The 18,217-nt window shown below is 39.4% G+C and carries 17 protein-coding genes and 1 tRNA gene; 9 read left to right on the top strand and 9 right to left on the bottom strand.

The window, feature by feature from the left end; all coding sequences use genetic code 11:
- Positions 1–13: 13 nt before the first annotated feature.
- The gene (locus tag AACZ88_RS04010; RefSeq protein ID WP_339706566.1) at positions 14–457 is read right to left on the bottom strand and encodes a retropepsin-like aspartic protease; all 444 of its coding nucleotides are present in this window, start codon (positions 455–457) and stop codon (positions 14–16) included.
- Between the two features lie 231 nt (positions 458–688).
- On the opposite strand from AACZ88_RS04010, the gene AACZ88_RS04005 reads away from it, so the two are divergent.
- From AACZ88_RS04005 to AACZ88_RS03970, 8 genes are all read left to right on the top strand, one after another.
- A complete protein-coding gene (locus AACZ88_RS04005) occupies positions 689–1,456 on the top strand; it encodes a TatD family hydrolase (protein WP_339706564.1) in 768 nt (255 codons plus the stop codon).
- Between the two features lie 135 nt (positions 1,457–1,591).
- Positions 1,592–2,626: an asparaginase gene (locus tag AACZ88_RS04000; RefSeq protein ID WP_339706561.1), complete on the top strand. Its 1,035-nt coding sequence runs from the start codon at positions 1,592–1,594 to the stop codon at positions 2,624–2,626.
- 70 nt (positions 2,627–2,696) lie between these two features.
- Positions 2,697–2,784 (top strand) — tRNA-Ser (locus AACZ88_RS03995).
- A gap of 247 nt (positions 2,785–3,031) precedes the next feature.
- Positions 3,032–3,781, top strand: a complete 750-nt coding sequence (locus tag AACZ88_RS03990; protein WP_339706558.1) for a MotA/TolQ/ExbB proton channel family protein — start codon at positions 3,032–3,034, stop codon at positions 3,779–3,781.
- 23 nt (positions 3,782–3,804) lie between these two features.
- On the top strand, positions 3,805–4,245 hold the full coding sequence (locus AACZ88_RS03985; RefSeq protein ID WP_339706555.1) for a hypothetical protein: 441 nt from the start codon (positions 3,805–3,807) through the stop codon (positions 4,243–4,245).
- Positions 4,246–4,260: 15 nt separating this feature from the next.
- On the top strand, positions 4,261–4,869 hold the full coding sequence (locus AACZ88_RS03980) for a biopolymer transporter ExbD (protein ID WP_339706552.1): 609 nt from the start codon (positions 4,261–4,263) through the stop codon (positions 4,867–4,869).
- Positions 4,870–4,890: 21 nt separating this feature from the next.
- The gene (locus AACZ88_RS03975) at positions 4,891–5,373 is read left to right on the top strand and encodes a biopolymer transporter ExbD (protein ID WP_339706549.1); all 483 of its coding nucleotides are present in this window, start codon (positions 4,891–4,893) and stop codon (positions 5,371–5,373) included.
- Between the two features lie 79 nt (positions 5,374–5,452).
- The gene (locus AACZ88_RS03970; RefSeq protein ID WP_339706546.1) at positions 5,453–6,148 is read left to right on the top strand and encodes a porin family protein; all 696 of its coding nucleotides are present in this window, start codon (positions 5,453–5,455) and stop codon (positions 6,146–6,148) included.
- Here AACZ88_RS03970 and AACZ88_RS03965 read toward each other — a convergent pair.
- The 6 genes from AACZ88_RS03965 to pyrH all read right to left on the bottom strand — a co-directional run bounded on the left by AACZ88_RS03965 (position 6,143) and on the right by pyrH (position 13,677).
- The gene (locus AACZ88_RS03965) at positions 6,143–6,748 is read right to left on the bottom strand and encodes a hypothetical protein (protein ID WP_339706545.1); all 606 of its coding nucleotides are present in this window, start codon (positions 6,746–6,748) and stop codon (positions 6,143–6,145) included. The genes AACZ88_RS03970 and AACZ88_RS03965 overlap by 6 nt on opposite strands.
- Positions 6,748–8,211, bottom strand: coding sequence for an RNA polymerase factor sigma-54 (gene rpoN, locus AACZ88_RS03960; protein ID WP_339706544.1), 1,464 nt, complete (start codon positions 8,209–8,211; stop codon positions 6,748–6,750). The genes AACZ88_RS03965 and rpoN overlap by 1 nt, the downstream gene beginning before the upstream one ends.
- 42 nt (positions 8,212–8,253) lie before the next feature.
- Positions 8,254–9,684, bottom strand: coding sequence for an asparagine--tRNA ligase (gene asnS / locus AACZ88_RS03955; protein WP_339706542.1), 1,431 nt, complete (start codon positions 9,682–9,684; stop codon positions 8,254–8,256).
- Positions 9,685–9,773: 89 nt separating this feature from the next.
- The gene (locus AACZ88_RS03950) at positions 9,774–12,173 is read right to left on the bottom strand and encodes an efflux RND transporter permease subunit (protein WP_339706540.1); all 2,400 of its coding nucleotides are present in this window, start codon (positions 12,171–12,173) and stop codon (positions 9,774–9,776) included.
- Between the two features lie 201 nt (positions 12,174–12,374).
- Positions 12,375–12,929, bottom strand: a complete 555-nt coding sequence (gene frr, locus AACZ88_RS03945; protein ID WP_339706537.1) for a ribosome recycling factor — start codon at positions 12,927–12,929, stop codon at positions 12,375–12,377.
- 40 nt (positions 12,930–12,969) lie between these two features.
- Positions 12,970–13,677 (bottom strand): UMP kinase, encoded by a 708-nt coding sequence (gene pyrH, locus AACZ88_RS03940; protein ID WP_339706534.1) that lies wholly within the window; start codon positions 13,675–13,677, stop codon positions 12,970–12,972.
- Between the two features lie 178 nt (positions 13,678–13,855).
- On the opposite strand from pyrH, the gene AACZ88_RS03935 reads away from it, so the two are divergent.
- The gene (locus tag AACZ88_RS03935) at positions 13,856–15,727 is read left to right on the top strand and encodes a peptidase M61 (RefSeq protein ID WP_339706532.1); all 1,872 of its coding nucleotides are present in this window, start codon (positions 13,856–13,858) and stop codon (positions 15,725–15,727) included.
- Positions 15,728–15,951: 224 nt separating this feature from the next.
- Here the strand turns inward: AACZ88_RS03935 and tsf are convergent, their stop codons facing one another.
- Both tsf and rpsB read right to left on the bottom strand, forming a co-directional pair.
- Positions 15,952–16,776 carry a translation elongation factor Ts gene (tsf, locus tag AACZ88_RS03930; RefSeq protein ID WP_339706529.1) on the bottom strand — a complete coding sequence of 275 codons (825 nt, stop codon included), beginning with the start codon at positions 16,774–16,776 and terminating at the stop codon, positions 15,952–15,954.
- Positions 16,777–16,854: 78 nt separating this feature from the next.
- Positions 16,855–18,003, bottom strand: a complete 1,149-nt coding sequence (gene rpsB / locus AACZ88_RS03925) for a 30S ribosomal protein S2 (protein ID WP_339706527.1) — start codon at positions 18,001–18,003, stop codon at positions 16,855–16,857.
- Positions 18,004–18,217: the final 214 nt, after the last annotated feature.

Here is an 18,217-nt window from a genome sequence, read left to right as displayed (position 1 = left end):
TGCTGCCAAATAGTTATTTCTTCTTTAGGTATATACAACGCTTATTATAATCAATAACAGCTTTTGTCTTCTTGAGTACATCGGCTCCAATGATTCCATCAACAGGCATTGCCCTGTGGGCGGTCAGGGCTTCATTGACATGTACGAGGTCGAATAATACGATTTTTAGTTTCTTCTTTTTCCAACCGCCAATTTCAATGCTGTTTTTAGTAGATACCAAAGTTTCCATGTTCGTGGCTCCTGCACCTGCAGCTTTTATTTTTGATTCTTTTGAGGTTAGCTTGAACAATTCTATTTTATCGAATCCTATACAGGTATTCGATGCTCCAGTATCTAAAATGAACCGACCTTTTGTGCCATTTATTTTAGCGATAATTTCGAAATGGTTCGTACCTGTTAGTACGAGAGGAATTTTAATATAATTTTTCTTTTGCAGAAATTTTTTGAGGGAAGTCATACCAACTATTCTTGGTTGTAAAGATACCGCTTTTGTTGATCGAGCGAATTAAAATTGAATCAGAGTGTTTTGTTTTAGGGAGGTGTTGAGAAGGGAAAGTGAGGTGCATGCATTTCAAAATGCCCTTTATCTTGAATAAGCCCAGGTTTGAATGGTTATGTCGCTGGTTTTGTCAATTTTATTTGATAGGTATTTTACGTCAGAAAGGAGATATAAACTTATTTTTGCCACATGATAATAACGGATACCCATACGCATTTATATAGTGAGGCCTTTGACGAAGATCGTGACGACGTCATTACAAGAGCCATTGAAGACGGTGTTGAACGCTTTTTTATTCCGGCCATTGATTCAACATACACCCAGGCAATGTTAGATTTGGAAAAAGCCTACCCTGACCATATGTTTCTGATGATGGGGTTGCACCCGACCCATGTGAAGGAGAATTATTTCGATGAGTTGAATCAGGTCGAAGACATGCTGTCAAGCCATAAGTTCTATGCCGTTGGTGAGATTGGTATAGATCTTTATTGGGATAGAACTTATTTGCCGCAACAGCAAGATGCTTTTTCACGGCAAATCAAATTGGCCAAGAAATATAGGTTGCCCATTGTTATACATTGCCGTGATGCTTTCGATGAAATTTTTGAAATCCTGGAACAGGAAAAAGGAGATGATTTGTTCGGTATTTTTCATTGTTTTACGGGAACATTGGAGCAGGCCGAAAGGGCAATATCCTATAATATGAAACTGGGTATCGGAGGAGTAGTTACTTTTAAGAATGGAAAAATCGATACGTTTCTTGAGAAGATTGATTTAAAGCATATTGTTATAGAGACTGATTCACCCTATCTGGCACCGGTTCCGTACAGGGGTAAAAGAAATGAAAGTGGTTATGTTGTTGAGGTATTGGGGAAACTATCCTATATATATGGTGTAACTTCCGAAGAAATTGCCAAAATTACCACGGAAAACTCCAAAGCGGTTTTTGGGGTGTAAAGGCATGCTATTTTTAGGGTTGAAATAGCTTATAGACGAATCGCGACTAAATTAAGGTATAGATATGGGTTCTAATATTAACGTATGATGTAGGTCATGGGGCCATGCCCTGTTTGAAGGTGTTAAAAAAAAGGTATGATGTCAAAGCTCGAAACCAAAATTTTGCTTATTTATACAGGGGGCACTATAGGTATGGTCAAAGACTATGATACAGGGGCTTTGAAGGCTTTTGACTTTAGTAAATTGTTAAAAAGCATACCTGAATTAAATCAATTGCATTGTAAGATAGAAAGTTTTTCATTCGAGACGCCGATAGATTCGTCAAATATGAATCCGGCAAATTGGGCAAATATCGTAACTATAATTGAAGATCATTATGAGAGTCATGATGGCTTTGTTGTTTTACACGGCAGTGATACAATGGCTTATTCTGCTTCGGCAGTAAGCTTTATGCTTGAAAATTTGGCCAAGCCCGTAATTTTTACGGGGTCTCAATTGCCTATTGGTGATTTGCGAACTGATGCCAAGGAAAACTTAATCACTTCGATACAGATTGCTGCTTTGCGGGAAAAAGGTAAGGCCGTGGTTCAAGAAGTAGGTCTCTATTTTGAATATAAGTTGTACCGTGCAAATCGCACGACAAAGATAAATGCTGAACATTTTCAGGCATTTGCCTCGATGAACTATCCGCCATTGGCAGAATCGGGAGTACATTTGAAGGTGTATAAAGAATACTTATTGAGACCAAATCCGGGAAAAAGATTACAAGTCCATAAAAATATGGATTCTCGTGTGGCCGTTTTGAAATTGTTCCCGGGGATGACCAAATCGGTTCTAGGGGGAGTGCTCAAAATTCCTGATTTAAGGGCGTTGGTCTTGGAAACGTACGGTGCGGGAAATGCTCCAACTGAAAATTGGTTGACTGAAGCGTTGCAAAGTGCGAAAAAAAAGGGAATACATATTATTAATGTCACACAATGCTCGGGAGGTAGTGTAATAATGGGCCAATATGAGACAAGTCAACAATTGAAGATATTGAAAGTTGTTGATGGTAAGGATATTACAACCGAAGCGGCTATTGCTAAACTCATGTATCTTTTAGGGAACAATGTATCTGCTAAATTGTTCAAGACCGTGTTCGAAACTTCATTGAGGGGAGAGATGAATTAAAAATAGTATGGTTAAATTTTATTAACCAATAATTTTTTCGTTATTTGGGCACCCTTTTAAGGGCTAGATTAGAGAGGTGGCCGAGTGGTCGAAGGCGCACGCCTGGAAAGTGTGTATACACCAAAAGTGTATCGAGGGTTCGAATCCCTTCCTCTCTGCGAAGAAAAAAAGTTTGAAGTAAGTTGTCTAGTGCTTTTGATTGTTATAGAATTTGGTTTTATGATTTTCGGAGATTTTATACGATTGACAGTAAGTTTTAACTTTTTTTGATTCATGTTCTCTTTGTGGAGAAATTAGGGCTTATCTTTGGTAACCCTCGGTTTCGCTAACGAAGTTTTACTTTTTTTATTGCAATTTTTTTTTATCTTTAACCCTATTAACTAATCTAATTTAAGTTTGAAAGAAATGAAAAGATTATTCTCTATCCTGGCTGTAGCTGGGTTATTTGTGGCAGGTACAAATACAGTAAGTGCAAATATGACTTCAGCGGTTATTGTTTTGCAGGATGCAGCTCCAGAAGCTGAGAAAGGCTTTACCCAAGTTTTAAAGGAAATGTTCATCCAAGGTGGTGCAGGTTTTATGGGCATCGTACTTTTATGTTTGATTTTGGGCTTGGCTGTAGCTATTGAAAGAATTATTTATTTAAACTTGGCCAGCACCAACACAGCGAAGTTAAAGCAACAAGTTGAAGATGCATTGGCATCGGGTGGTGTTGAAGCAGCTAAAGAAGTTTGTAGAAACACTAAAGGTCCTGTTGCTTCTATCTACTACCAAGGTTTGGATAGGGCTGGTGAGAGCATCGACTCTGCCGAAAAGGCGGTAGTTGCCTACGGAGGAGTTCAAATGGGGCGGTTGGAAAAGAACGTTTCTTGGTTGTCTTTATTTATCGCTATTGCGCCGATGCTTGGTTTCATGGGTACGGTTATCGGTATGATTCAGGCCTTCCAGAAAATTAGTGCAGTTGGTAACTTGAGTGCATCACTTATTGCAGGTGATATTCAGGTGGCGTTATTGACAACGGTATTCGGTCTTATTGTGGCTATCATACTTCAAATCTTCTACAATTACATCATTGCGAAAATAGATAGTATCGTGAATGATATGGAAGATTCATCAATCGTATTGATTGATATGTTGGTAGACCATAAAAAATAAGTCGGACTCAATAATACAAAATCATGCATAAAATTGTAAAAATATTATTAATTGTAGTGGGGTTGATTGGGGCCGTTCTCTGGTTTATGCTTCCTGAAAAGGATATGCCGGCAGGAGAAGCAGCTCAAAGTGGGGCCATGAACGCTATGTTTTGGGTTACCTATCTTCTTCTTGCGATAGCTGTAGTCTTTAGCCTTGTGTTCGCGCTCAAGAACTTGTTTTCTAACGCCGCTAATCTTAAAAAGACCTTATTTGTAGTAGTCGGATTTTTATTGGTCGTGGCTATAGCCTATGTACTATCATCGGGTACCGATGTTAGTATTGAAGAGATGGCCGATAAAGGGCTCTCTACCACTGAAGGAACGATTAAAAACATCGGAACAGGTCTTAATATGTTCTTTATTCTTACCGTCGTTGCCGTTGGGGCAATGTTATGGGGAGGAGTTAAGAAAATGGGACAGTAAATAAAAACTAAAATTATGGCTAGAAGAGCAGGAGCACCAGAAGTAAATGCCGGTTCGATGGCAGACATCGCATTCTTGTTGCTTATCTTTTTCTTGGTGACCACCACCATAGAAACTGATGCAGGATTGGATCGTATGTTGCCTCCTATCGAGCCACCCGACACTGATGTTGTTATTAAAGAGAAGAATATCTTCGAAGTTAATATCAATAAGAACGGCCAATTGTTGGCTGATGACGAATTGATTGATTTGAAGACGTTGAGGGAAAAGGCAAAGGAATTTTTAGATAATGGGGGTGATGGTAGTTGCACTTATTGTAAGGGTAAGAAAGATGCGCAATCGTCTGATAATCCTACTAAAGCGATTATATCATTGAAGAACGATAGGGAGACCAAATATGGTACTTATATTACAGTTCAAAATGAATTGGTCGGAGCCTATAACGATCTTCGGAATAGAGAGGCGCAGCGTCTTTTTGGAAGAGCCTTTACCGATATGGAAGCAGAGTATTTGAATCCGGAGACCTCTTCAGACGCCAAAGATGAGCTGAAGGAAAAGGTTAAAAAAATACAGGATTTATTTCCTCAAAAACTTTCGGAAGCGGAAACATCAAGTTCCAATTAATAAAAGCTTAAAATAAAGACTATGTCAAAATTTAATAAGAAAAAAGATGGTGATACCCCGGCGGTGTCCACTGCATCGTTACCTGATATTGTATTTATGCTTTTGTTCTTCTTTATGACAGTTACTGTTATGAAAGATAGCACCCTGAAAGTTGAGAATACGCTTCCTAATGCTAGTGAGACGAAGAAGCTAGAGAAAAAGGATAGGGTAATCTATATTTACGTGGGCGCACCTACATCGCAGTATAGTAGTACTTTTGGTACTGAGCCGAAAATTCAATTGAACGATAAGTTTTCGGATCCGTCTGACGTTGGTGATTATATTTTGCAAGAACGCGCCAAGAAGGCTCAAGAGTTGCAGAACGTGCTTACTACGGCACTTAAAGTAGATAAAAATGCGAATATGGGATTGATTTCCGATATCAAGCAAGAGCTTCGAAAGGTTAATGCTTTAAAGGTAAATTATACCACCTACGAAGGTGATGCATTTAATAACTTGCAGTAGCTTCGATTTATAATTTCAAACTTATAAAAACGCTCCAAATAGACATTTGGAGCGTTTTTTATTTATGTAACTTTGTTTTATGAGGCATACTTTGGTTGGAATTTTAGTGGGGTGTTTTTCCATGGTATTTCTAAATGCCCAGACCTTGGATTCTGTTCCTCCAGGTAGCGATTTGAACTACTTGGAAGATCAGTTCTATTTAGGGGTCACCTATAATTTTTTGTTGGGTAAGCCAGAGACCGTAACCCAGCGAAATTTGTCATACGGCCTGCAGGCAGGTGTTATTAAAGATATTCCTTTAAATAGAAAGCGAACTACAGCCTTGGGCGTGGGCTTAGGCCTAGGTATAAACTCATATTATACAAATATGGTGGTTTCTGAAGTTTCCGATGGGTTTTTATATAGTGTGTTGGAAGACATTGCCGATTTAAAAAGAAACAAAATAGAGACACACCTGCTTGAAATGCCCTTTGAGTTTCGATGGCGTAATTCTACGCCTGAAGAGTATAGATTTTGGCGGGTCTATGCCGGGTTTAAACTCGCATACGTCGTTGGGGCTAGATCTAAATATGTTTCCGATACCGAAAAAACCTCATTTTATAATAAGAATGTTGAGAAGTTTCAGTACGGCGCTACTTTTAGTTTCGGATACAATACCTTCAATGTTCATGTTCACTATGCACTAAATTCTCTTTTTAATAACTCTGCAGAGTTGAATGGTGAAAATATTAATATGAAGCCATTACGGGTAGGTTTTATCTTCTATATCTTATAGCCAGAACTGGATTAACAGTAATTGTGAAAGCATACCGATGCTGAAGCCTATAAAAAGCTCCGCTTTGGTGTGTGCCTGTAAATATAGGCGTGCACTGCTCACTAATCCAGTTAAAAGGGTTATTAAACTAATGGCCAGTGTTAAGTTGATTGAAAAATGTATACTTAAGGTCAAAAGAAATGTCAGTAGGCTTCCTAGTCCCAATAAATGCATACTGCTTTTTATGTTGAACAAAAGAAGTATAAGCGTTGACATTGAGGCTATAATAAGTCCCAGAAAATAGTAGTGGAGTTCTTGTACGTCGTAGTTTGGTATTACCTTATAGACAATCATCAAGAGTAATACTATATGAATGTAAAGGGGGTATTTACGCTCTTTAAGGTTTGGCATAAAAATAGAACTTACCATACCCACGTTTCTCAGTATAAAATAGGAGATAATGGGAATGATAACGGTTAGAATGAAAATGGGAAGTATAGTACCCGTTTGAACCTCGCGTGGGGTATATTTGGGGGTTACAATAAAATAGCAAATAGTTCCCGCAATTGGAATGAACAGTGGGTGTGAAAGGTAAGAAATCAACTTGGCGAACAGGCGCATTAGATTTGTTTTCGCAATCTAGCAACAGGAATACCAAGTTGCTCTCGATATTTGGCAACAGTTCTTCGCGCAATAGGATATCCTTTTTCTTTTAATATGGCTGCCAATTTATCATCGGTCAGCGGCTTTTTCTTTTCTTCTTTTTGGATAACCGTTTCCAATATTTTTTTGATTTCCCTTGTAGAAACATCCTCTCCTTGCTCGTTTTTCATTGACTCGGAGAAATACTCTTTAATCAATTTGGTGCCATAAGGAGTATCGACATACTTGCTGTTGGCGACACGGGAGACAGTGGAAACATCCATATGAATTTCATCGGCAATATCCTTTAAGATCATTGGGCGTAAATTACGTTCGTCGCCGGTCATAAAATATTCCTTTTGATAATGCATAATGGCGTTCATGGTAATATAGAGCGTCTGTTGTCGTTGCCTTATTGCATCAATAAACCACTTTGCGGCATCCAGTTTTTGTTTTATGAACTGTACGGTATCCTTTTGTGACTTCGATTTGTCTTTGGCGTCTTTATATCCCTTGAGCATATTGCTGTACTCTCTGGAGACGTGTAATTCGGGTGCGTTTCTGCCATTTAAGGTTAGCTCGAGTTCTCCATCTACGATTCTGATAGAGAAATCTGGAACAACATGTTCTACCATGCGATTGTTTCCGGAATAGGAGCCACCTGGTTTTGGGTTTAGTCTTTCAATTTCGGAAATAGCGCCTTTCAGTTCTTCTTCCGTAATTCCGAATTTCTGAATTAATTTTTTATAATGTTTCTTGGTGAATTGCTCAAAAGATTTTTCAAGAATCGTGATAGCAAGCTCAATGCTTGGCGTTAATTCCTTTTGTTTGAGTTGAATGATAAGGCATTCTTCCAAGGATCTTGAGGCTACACCTGGCGGATCTAATGATTGAACAATTTTTAATACCTTTTGAATGGTTTGTTCGTCGGTATATATATTTTGAGTAAATGCCAAATCGTCTAAAATGTCTGATAACGGTCTGCGAATGTAGCCGCTTTCGTCAACGCTGCCCACCAAAAACTCGGCAATAGCCCATTCGTCATCGCTAAGATATACGGTGTTTAGCTGGTTGAGAAGGTATTGGTTAAAAGAGATGCCTGCTGCGTAAGGAACATTCTTTTCTTCATCATCGGTACTATAATTGTTGGCTTTAGTGCGATAATCGGGTATTTCGTCGTCACTGAGGTAATCATCAATATTGATGTCTTCGGTGTTGATTTCTTCACTCCCGGTTTCGGTATCATCGTCGTAGAGATCACCGAATTCGTCATCGATACTGTCACTTTCCTCTTTCCCCCCTTCCAACGCCGGATTTTCTTCAAGTTCTTGCTTCAGTCGCTGTTCAAAAGCCTGCGTAGGCAGTTGAATCAACTTCATCAACTGAATCTGCTGTGGAGATAATTTTTGGGATAATTTGAATTGTAAATGTTGTTTCAGCATAGAGTTTTAATTCTACTTCTCCCTAAAGTTAAAAAATCAATTTTAAAAATCGGCATTTTGCGGTGTTCGGGGAAAAGGAATTACATCGCGTATGTTACCCATACCCGTTGCGAACAATACAAGTCGTTCAAAGCCAAGTCCGAAACCACTGTGAACCGCTGTACCAAATTTGCGAAGGTCTAAATACCACCATAGTTCTTCTTCGTCGATACCTAAAATCGCCATTTTTTCCTTTAAAACATCCAAACGTTCTTCGCGTTGGGATCCTCCGACGATTTCTCCGATTCCCGGAAAAAGGATATCCATTGCTCGAACTGTTTTTCCGTCTTCATTTAAACGCATATAAAATGCCTTTATTTTTGCCGGGTAGTCAAATAAAATCACAGGGCACTTGAAATGTTTTTCTACAAGAAAGCGCTCATGTTCGCTTTGCAAATCTGCGCCCCATTCGTTTATAGGGTATTTGAATTTCTTCTTTTTATTGGGCTTGCTATTTCTGAGGATATCAATCGCTTCTGTATAGGTCACCCTTTTAAAATTATTTTCTACGACAAATCTTAGTTTTTCCAGCAATGCCATTTCACTGCGTTCGGCCTGTGGCTTCGTCTTTTCTTCATCGAGAAGTCTTTTTTCCAAAAATTGAAGGTCTTCTTCGCAATTATCCAAAATATATTGGACAACGTTTTTGATAAAATCCTCGGCAAGATCCATATTGGCATCAAGATCGTAAAACGCCATTTCGGGTTCGATCATCCAAAATTCAGCCAAATGTCTCGAGGTGTTGGAGTTTTCTGCTCTGAAGGTAGGTCCAAAAGTGTATACTTTGCCGAGGGCCATGGCGTAAGCTTCGGCCTCCAATTGCCCTGAAACGGTTAAGTTGGTCTCCTTGCCAAAAAAATCTTCTTTATGGTCAACATCTCCCGCTTCGGTTAGCGGCGGGTTTTTTTCATTCAATGTGGTTACACGAAACATCTCCCCGGCTCCTTCGGCATCTGAGCCTGTAATGATGGGCGCATGAAAATAGTAGAAGCCATTCTGGCGAAAATATTGGTGTATCGCAAAAGATAAAGCGGACCTTACACGCATCACTGCGGCAAAGGTGTTGGTTCGCACCCTCAGGTGTGCTTTTTCCCGTAAAAACTCCAAAGAATGCTTTTTCGGTTGAATAGGGTAGGTCTCAGGGTCGGCGGTGCCATGAATTGTTATTTCATCAACTTGAATTTCAACACTTTGGCCTTTTCCTTGACTTTCGACTAATGTACCTTTTACTTGAATAGCGGCACCGGTCGCAATTTGCTTCAGAAGGCTTTCGTCAAACTTTTCAAAGTCGACTACACATTGAATATTACTAAGTGTAGACCCATCGTTGAGGGCAATAAAACGATTGCTGCGAAAGGTTTTTACCCATCCGTTTATGACAACCTCCTGCATTAGGGGGGCTGTAAGTAGTTCTTTTACGCTAAATGACTTCATTTTTAATCAAATCGGAATTAGATTCGCAAAGATAGCTTTTTGATAAAAAGAACCGTAGTATATATGGTATAATAGCTCTTTTATACCGATTACTTATCCGAGTCGTTTATATCGCTTTCTTCTTTTGGAAGGATATCGATCTGTGGTTTCTTAAGTACTTCTTTATTTGCAATATTTCGTTCTAGGGACAGTAACAATGAGGGCAGTAAAATAAGGTTTGCCAACATGGCAAAAAGCAGCGTTGCGGAAACTAAGGCTCCTAAAGCGACCGTACCCCCAAAATTAGAAATCACAAAAACCGAAAAGCCGAAAAAGAGTACAATTGACGTGTAGAACATACTTACCCCGGTTTCCCTCAGTGCAGCATAGACAGACTTTTGAATACGCCATTTGTTTGCAATAAGCTCTTGTCGGTATTTCGCCAGAAAGTGAATGGTGTCATCGACCGATATTCCGAAAGCGATACTAAAAACCAAAATGGTCGAAGGCTTTATAGGAACCCCGGCGAAACCCATGACCCCGGCCGTAATGACCAAAGGAAGTAAATTGGGAATCAACGAAATAATAATCATGCGAAAAGACCGAAACAGGTATGCCATGAACAAGGCAATCAGACCAATAGCCAATGCCAATGACATAACAAGATTTTTTACCAGATATTTAGTGCCTTTTAAAAATAGCAGCGCACTGCCTGTCATGTATACTTCATAGCGGTCAGGAGGAAAATATTTATTGATATTTTCTTTGAGTCTCGCCTCGATCGTTTCCATGCGTGAGGTCTTTACGTCTTTCATAAACGTAGTTATTCTTGCCGTTTGTCCTGTGCTATCAACAAAGTTTTTAAGCAGGTCGCTATTGCCCGAAGATTTTCGGGCGACATCCATAATGAAATTATTTTCTTGGGTCGTTGGTAGCTGATAGTATTTGGGAATACCATTGTAAAACGCCTGTTTAGAGTATTTTACCAAATTGACAACGGAAACCGGTTTTGATAACTCTGGTATTTCTTCAATCACATCGCCCAATTGATCCATGCTTTTTAACGTCGAAGACTTCAAAACTCCATTTGGCCGCTTGGTATCGACCACGATCTCTACTGGCATAATACCATCGAACTCTTTTTCGAAGAACCTAATATCCTTAAAAAAGGCGGCTTTTTTCGGCATGTCTTCAATGGGACTTCCGGAAATATCAATCTGATATATACCTATAATACTGACCACTAATAGAATAATGGAGACAATATAAACAGAGATGCGTCTTTCCCGAACAATGCGTTCCATCCAATTTACAAAAGTATCGATCCATCTTTTGTTCAAATGTTTGAGATGCTTCGTTTTGGGTAGCGACATAAAACTGTAGACAATGGGAATAATCAATAAAGACAATATAAAAATGCCAATTATATTGATTGAGGCAACGATACCGAATTCCTTTAACAACTTACTATCCGTAATAATAAAGGTTGCAAAACCGGAAGCCGTTGTCATATTCGTCATTAAAGTGGCATTCCCGATTTTAGAAATGACCCGTTGTAACGAAAGTGCCTGATTGCCATGTTTCTTAACTTCTTGTTGGTATTTGTTAATCAAGAAGATACAGTTCGGAATACCGATAACGATGATTAACGGGGGGATCAGTGCGGTTAGAACTGTAATCTCATATTGTAAAAGACCTAAAACGCCAAAAGCCCACATAACCCCTACGATGACTACGCTCATCGATATAAATGTGGCTCTAAAACTTCTAAAGAAAAAGAAGAAGATTAGAGAAGTGACACCCAGGGCGGCAAGAATAAACTTTCCTATTTCATCAATGATATTTTGAGAATTCATGGTGCGTATATAGGGCATACCCGATACGTGCATATCTAAGCCGGTGTCTTCTTCAAAATCTGTAATCAGATTGGTCAAATCACGTAATATAAAGTCTTTTCGTACTGATGTGTTTACGATGTCTTTATCAAGATTCGCAATGGTTCGAATGGTGCCGCTCTCTTTATTGAACAATAAGCGGTTGTAAAAAGGTAAGTCATTGAACAAATGCCTTCTTAGACTGTCGACTTCTTGCTTGGAGTTTAATTCTGATTTTATTAGGGGTTCAAGAACAAATTGATTTTCATCTTTATCTCGAACCAACTCCTGTAGATTGTCTGTTGAAAGTACAAAATCAACTTCGGGGAAGGCATCGACCTGTTTGCTAAATTTGTTCCACCTTTTGAAATTTTCGGGGGTGAACAGCGCACTGTCTTTAACAGCAAATACAATAGCATTGCCTTCTTCTCCGAACTGTTTTAAAAACGATTGATATTCAATATTTACCGGATGGTCGTCAGGCAGTAAATTGGCTTGGGAGTTGCTGAACCGCATGTTTTCCCATTGTAAGCCCAGAAAGACGGTGAAGCCCGCAATCAGAACCAATATTAAAATCCTGTTTCTTAGGATTATCCGTGCCGTTGCTTCCCAAAAACCCTTCGTTATTTTTGTCACCCTGATCGTTTTTCAGTGCGCAAAGGTAGAAAATGATTGGGTGTGTTCCTAAATATGCGGAATGGAATTAAAGAAGCTCTAAAAAGAAAGAAGTACCTCGAATAGTTCGTGAATTATTCATGGAACGCCTTACGGTTGTTTTTTAATGGTGGTGTTAATTAGCGCTGCCTAATTAGTGGGTGCTTTATAGCGGCGGCAAAATTAAATTTTCATAATCTCTGCTTCTTTCGCAACCAAGAAAGTATCGATTTTTTTGATGTATTTATCGGTAAGTTCTTGTACATCGACTTCTGCATTTTTTTGTAGATCTTCGGAGGCATCAAGTTCACGAATTTCTTTATTTGCATCTTGCCGTGCACTTCTAACGCCGACTTTTGCATGTTCGGCCTCGGCTTTAGCCTGCTTTGTCAATTGAATTCTGCGCTCCTCGGTAAGTGGTGGTACATTGATAATGATAAGGTCGCCGTTATTCATTGGGTTGAAACCTAGGTTGGCGTTCATGATTGCCTTTTCAATCTCCTGCAACAAGTTTTTTTCCCACGGTTGTACAGAAATAGTACGGCCATCGGGAGTATTTATATTTGAAACTTGCGACAAAGGTGTTTGTGAGCCATAATAGTCCACGAATACTGAAGATAGCATAGCTGGGCTAGCCTTTCCGGCACGTATTTTTACAAATTCTTTTTCCAAATGGGTTATGGCAGCGTCCATAGCTTCTTTGGTTGCGTCTAATATAAAGGTAATCTCTTCGTTCATAATTTGAATTTTAAAACCAAACTAACAAAAATTGGACCAATTAAAGATTCACTACTGTGCCGATGTTTTCGCCATCTACAAGTTTAAGCAAATTTCCTTTTTTGTTCATATCGAAAACAACTATGGGTAAATTGTTTTCTTGACTTAAGGTGAAGGCGGTGGTATCCATAACCTTTAAACCTTTTTTTAAAACCTCGTTGAAGGAAATGGAATCGAACTTGGTAGCAGTTTTATCTTTTTCGGGGTCAGAGGTATAAATTCCATCTACCCGTGTTCCTTTTAAGATAACATCGGCCTCAACCTCTATGGCCCGAAGTACTGCTGCTGAGTCGGTTGTGAAATAAGGGTTGCCCGTTCCGCCACCGAAAATAACCACCCGACCTTTTTCGAGGTGTCTCATGGCTCGGCGTCGAATAAAGGGTTCGGCAACTTCGTTAATCTTTATGGCCGATTGTAGTCTGGTCTGTACCCCTTTGATTTCCAAAGCGCTTTGTAGGGCTAGACCATTGATGACAGTGGCAAGCATTCCCATATGATCACCCTGCACCCTGTCCATTCCTGTGGCAGCTCCGGCTAGACCTCTGAAAATATTGCCACCCCCGATGACAATAGCAACCTCAATGCCCTTCTCAACTACCTCTTTGATTTCCTCGGCATATTCAGCCAACCTTTTGGAGTCAATACCATACTGTTTTTCTCCCATTAGGGCTTCTCCGCTAAGTTTCAAAAGTATTCTTTTGTATTGCATGCAGTGTATTTGTTTCTGGCAAAAATAATCAAAAAAAATTAGGATGCACCTTGTGTTTTACCCTTATGTGAACCTTAATTATTTGCTAATGTTAAGTGTTGGTTTTATTTTATTTTATATTCTTGCAAAACTAAAAAAAGGACGATGTTTCCTACATATTAAATTTAAAGGTATAAATATGAAGAGATTGCTGGTGTTATCCCTTGTGGGAATGTTGGTTTATGGTTGTGGGTCGACAAAGGGGGTGATTTCTGCCAATAAAGTCCCTGTCGCAGTGGCTATTGACTTGATTAATGTTAAAGATGACAAGGTTAGGGTTGAAGTGGATCCTGGGGCATTTACTACGGAACGTGTTTCGTTTTATATTCCTAAAACGGTTCCTGGCACTTATAGTACGGATAACTATGGGAAATATATCGAGGAATTTAGAGCTTTGGATTATAACGGGAAGGAGTTGCCGGTTACTAAAATTGATGAGAACACATGGGGCATATCTAAAGGAAATACACTTGATAAAGTTGTTTACTATGTGAACGATACTTACGATACTGAGGAAGAAACTGCAAATCCCGTATTTTCTCCTTCAGGTACTAATATTCTGGCAGGGGAGAATTTCATGTTGAATTTGCATGGTTTTGTAGGATATTTTTCCGGATTCCAGGAAATATCCTATGAGCTTAAAATCAACAAGCCAGCTGATTTGGTGGCAACGACGTCATTGACAAGAAAACCGGGTGGTCAAGCCGAGGCTACGTCGGATACATTTTTAGCAGAGCGTTATTTTGAGGTTATCGATAATCCGATTTTGTATGCCAAGCCCAATACCGAATCTTTTACAATCAATGATATCAAGGTAACTTTGAGTGTGTATTCACCAAACGGGACTTATACAGCCGAAAGCTTAAGGGGTCCTATGGAGAAAATGATGGCGGCGCAGAAAGCTTTTTTGGGTGATATCGATGGTACTAAGAAATATAACATAATGTTGTATTTAAGTACTATGGAAGCTGACGATGCTACAGGTTTTGGGGCCTTGGAGCACCATACGTCAACTGTGGTGGTGCTGCCTGAGGCCATGACCAAGGAGCGGTTGGAGCAAGCCATGATCGATGTGGTATCCCATGAATTTTTTCATATTGTTACCCCGCTGAACGTGCATTCGGAAGAGGTTCAATATTTTGATTTTAATGATCCCAAAATGTCGCAACATTTATGGATGTATGAGGGAACTACTGAATATTTTGCCAATTTGTTTCAGATTCAACAGGGCTTAATCGATGAGGCCGAGTTTTATCAGCGTATCATGGATAAAATAAGCAATGCCAAGTCATATGACGACGCTATGTCTTTTACTGAGATGAGCAAGAATATTTTACAAGAACCGTATGAAAAGAACTATGCCAATGTATATGAGAAGGGAGCCTTGATCAACATGGCCCTTGATATTACCCTTAGGGACTTAAGTAATGGTGAAAGAGGTGTGTTATGGTTGATGAAAGAACTTTCTGGGAAGTATGGCAATAACACCCCTTTTGATGACGACAAGTTGATTGATGAGATTGTGAAAATGACCTATCCGGAGGTGCGAACATTTTTTGATACACACGTAATCGGAACTACCCCTATTGACTATAATGTTTATTTTAACAAGGTAGGATTGACTACTTCAAAAGAGAAACTACAGTCTGGTTATTTTTTGAATGGTGAAATGCCTTTTATTGATGTTGATCAGACAAATGATAATGCCGTTTTTATAAGAAGAGGTATTGAATTAAATAGTTTTCTCACTGGCTTAGGTGCGCAGGGCGGTGATATTATTAAGAGTATTAATGGAACCGCGATTAATTTAGAAACCATCCGGCCTATTATTGGTCAAAGTTTTGGTTGGACGCCCGAAACCGAAATCAATGTGATATTAAAGCGCGGCGATGAAGAGATTGCAGTGTCTAAGAAAGTGGGGGTGCCTAGTTTGAACGTGGAAGCCATTGTTCCTGAAGAAAACGTTAGCGGGCGACAATCAATGTTAAAAGAAGCTTGGTTAAAAGGCTAGGGAAATAATTTCCTTTAAAAAAAGCGCTGTTCGTGAATTTGAACGGTGCTTTTTTTGTGGGTTGGTTTGACAATTCGGGATTACCATGAAAAAAATAGTGATTTCGATAAATGCGGCCATTAGAAAAGTTGAGCCCTTGGAATTAAAGTAAGAGAAGAGTTGGTAAAAAAAAAGACCGCTCAACCATTTAGTTGAGCGGTCTTTAAAATTTAATTATGTAATCGTTAGCCTAAAGCAACTCTTTTGAATCCTGTTACTTTTAAATCAGAGTCTACCGATTTTACATATTGAGCAACACTTTGTTTACTGTCTTTAATAAAATCTTGGTTTACCAAAGTATTGTCTTTAAAAAAACGTTTTAGCTTTCCTTTGGAAATATTATCCAACATGGCCTCTGGTTTCCCTTCTTGACGTAATTGATCTTTCGCAATTTCAATTTCTTTGTCAATAACCGATTGATCGACACCTTCTTCATTCAATGCTACGGGGTTCATAGCGGCAGCTTGCATGGCTACATCTTTAGCGGCAACTTCAGCACCATCGACGGCAGCGGAAAGTCCGACCAAGGTAGCAATTTTGTTTCCTGCGTGAATATATGATCCAATAAAGGGAGCACTCAGCTTACTAAAGTTGGCGATTTCTATTTTCTCACCAATAACACCAGTTTGCTCGGTTAATTTTTCCTGTACGCTCATTCCTTTGAAATCAGCGGCCAAAAATGCTTCTTTGTTGTCAAAACCTAGCGCCAATTCGGCCAATTCGTTAGCCAAAGTAACGAAACTGTCATTTTTAGCTACGAAGTCGGTCTCACAATTAAGGGAGATAGCAACACCTTCGGTATTTGAAGAATTTACTTTGGCAATAGCTGCACCTTCTGAAGAATCTCTATCAGCTCTTTTAGCAGCTACTTTTTGTCCTTTTTTACGAAGAATTTCAATTGCGTTTTCAAAATCTCCATCTGCCTCGACTAATGCATTTTTACAATCCATCATTCCGGCACCAGTGGTTTTCCGTAGTTTATTTACTTCTGCGGCGGTAATTTTAGCCATTTTATTTCGCTTTTTTAAGTCTTATTTTTGATGTAAGACAATCAATTAATTTTTAATTCAAAGATAATTTCAGGGGGTTTATTCTACGCCTCCCTTGACATTGTCTTGCCACTCTTTAAGCTCGTCCCATTTTCCATTGGCTGCCATTTCAGCTTGTTTTGGCCAAGAAGTAGGGTCTAGGTGAGCCATTCTTGAACTTGCTTCGGTCAAAATTTCTTTGATGTTTTCAGGCTCTGCTTTTGCCAATGCAGCATAAGAATCAATGCTGTTTTTCGCCAGCGCTTCTGCGGCTTTGGGTCCAATACCTTCAACTTTGGTAAGGTCATCTGCCTGTTCCTGGGCTTCGGACTTAACTTCCTCTTTCGGAGCTTCTTCCGTTTTAGGCTGAGACTTTTCGGCTGGGGTAGCGACTTTGGCCTCCTCTTTTGTTGCCTCTTCTGCTTTAGGTTGGGCTTCTTCAACTACTGGAGCAGCCGCCTTTTTCTTCGCTTTTGGCTGTGCTGCTTCTTTTCCTTCGTTATCAGATTGCTTTTCAGACTTTCTTTCAGCTAGGCCTTCTGCAATTGCATTTGTTACTTCAGACATGATAATGTCAATTGATTTTGAAGCATCGTCATTTGAAGGAATTACATAATCGACATCTCTAGGGTCTGAATTCGTATCGACCATGGCAAAAATTGGAATATTCAATTTCTGGGCCTCCTTGACGGCAATGTGCTCACGCATTGTATCGACAATGAACAAAGCACCTGGCAAACGGGTCATCTCAGAAATGGAACCAAGGTTCTTTTCTAATTTTGATCTAAGGCGATCTACCTGCAACCGTTCTTTTTTAGACAGGGTATTGAAGGTTCCGTCTTTTTTCATACGATCGATAGAAGCCATTTTTTTCACGGCTTTTCGAATCGTTACAAAGTTGGTCAACATACCACCGGGCCATCTTTCCGTGATGTAAGGCATGTTTACATTGGCCACTTTTTCGGCGACGATGTCTTTTGCTTGTTTCTTAGTGGCGACAAAAAGTATTTTTCGCCCAGATGCAGATATGTTTTTGAGGGCTTCGTTGGCCTCATCTAATTTAGCAACTGTTTTGTAAAGATTGATAACGTGGATTCCGTTACGCTCCATGTAGATGTAGGGCGCCATGTTAGGATTCCATTTTCTTGTAAGGTGGCCGAAATGCACACCTGCTTCCAATAATTGTTTTACTTCGACTTTTGTAGCCATAATTTAATTTTAGTTTACGTTCTTTTGAATTAGCAATGCCGAAGTGGTATCCGCTTAACGCGGAAGCCTTCGGCATTTAGATGCTAAACTAACGGTGCCCAAACATAACCAGTGTTATGTCTGTGGTCTCCCGAAGCTTGCTCGATGTAAATCGAGATTGCTTTTTTAATTGCCCTTATTTGAGATAAGGACTTTCAATGAACTTGTTTTATAC

The sequence above is a fragment of the uncultured Kriegella sp. genome, assembly GCF_963975415.1.
Lineage (GTDB): Bacteria > Bacteroidota > Bacteroidia > Flavobacteriales > Flavobacteriaceae > Kriegella.
Note: the sequence above shows the minus strand (reverse complement) of the source record. Positions and strands in the feature narration are given on the sequence as shown.

Excerpts from the sequence above, each read along its gene's own strand:
- AACZ88_RS03990 (WP_339706558.1), top strand. The coding sequence starts at position 3,032 with ATGAAAAGATTATTCTCTATCCTGGCTGTAGCTGGGTTATTTGTGGCA.
- rpsB (WP_339706527.1), bottom strand. The coding sequence starts at position 18,003 with ATGGCTACAAAAGTCGAAGTAAAACAATTATTGGAAGCAGGTGTGCAT.
- AACZ88_RS03970 (WP_339706546.1), top strand. The coding sequence starts at position 5,453 with ATGAGGCATACTTTGGTTGGAATTTTAGTGGGGTGTTTTTCCATGGTA.
- AACZ88_RS04010 (WP_339706566.1), bottom strand. The coding sequence starts at position 457 with ATGACTTCCCTCAAAAAATTTCTGCAAAAGAAAAATTATATTAAAATT.
- AACZ88_RS04005 (WP_339706564.1), top strand. The coding sequence starts at position 689 with ATGATAATAACGGATACCCATACGCATTTATATAGTGAGGCCTTTGAC.
- rpoN (WP_339706544.1), bottom strand. The coding sequence starts at position 8,211 with ATGCTGAAACAACATTTACAATTCAAATTATCCCAAAAATTATCTCCA.
- AACZ88_RS03985 (WP_339706555.1), top strand. The coding sequence starts at position 3,805 with ATGCATAAAATTGTAAAAATATTATTAATTGTAGTGGGGTTGATTGGG.
- AACZ88_RS03980 (WP_339706552.1), top strand. The coding sequence starts at position 4,261 with ATGGCTAGAAGAGCAGGAGCACCAGAAGTAAATGCCGGTTCGATGGCA.
- tsf (WP_339706529.1), bottom strand. The coding sequence starts at position 16,776 with ATGGCTAAAATTACCGCCGCAGAAGTAAATAAACTACGGAAAACCACT.
- AACZ88_RS03965 (WP_339706545.1), bottom strand. The coding sequence starts at position 6,748 with ATGCGCCTGTTCGCCAAGTTGATTTCTTACCTTTCACACCCACTGTTC.
- asnS (WP_339706542.1), bottom strand. The coding sequence starts at position 9,684 with ATGAAGTCATTTAGCGTAAAAGAACTACTTACAGCCCCCCTAATGCAG.
- AACZ88_RS03935 (WP_339706532.1), top strand. The coding sequence starts at position 13,856 with ATGAAGAGATTGCTGGTGTTATCCCTTGTGGGAATGTTGGTTTATGGT.
- AACZ88_RS03975 (WP_339706549.1), top strand. The coding sequence starts at position 4,891 with ATGTCAAAATTTAATAAGAAAAAAGATGGTGATACCCCGGCGGTGTCC.
- frr (WP_339706537.1), bottom strand. The coding sequence starts at position 12,929 with ATGAACGAAGAGATTACCTTTATATTAGACGCAACCAAAGAAGCTATG.
- AACZ88_RS04000 (WP_339706561.1), top strand. The coding sequence starts at position 1,592 with ATGATGTCAAAGCTCGAAACCAAAATTTTGCTTATTTATACAGGGGGC.
- pyrH (WP_339706534.1), bottom strand. The coding sequence starts at position 13,677 with ATGCAATACAAAAGAATACTTTTGAAACTTAGCGGAGAAGCCCTAATG.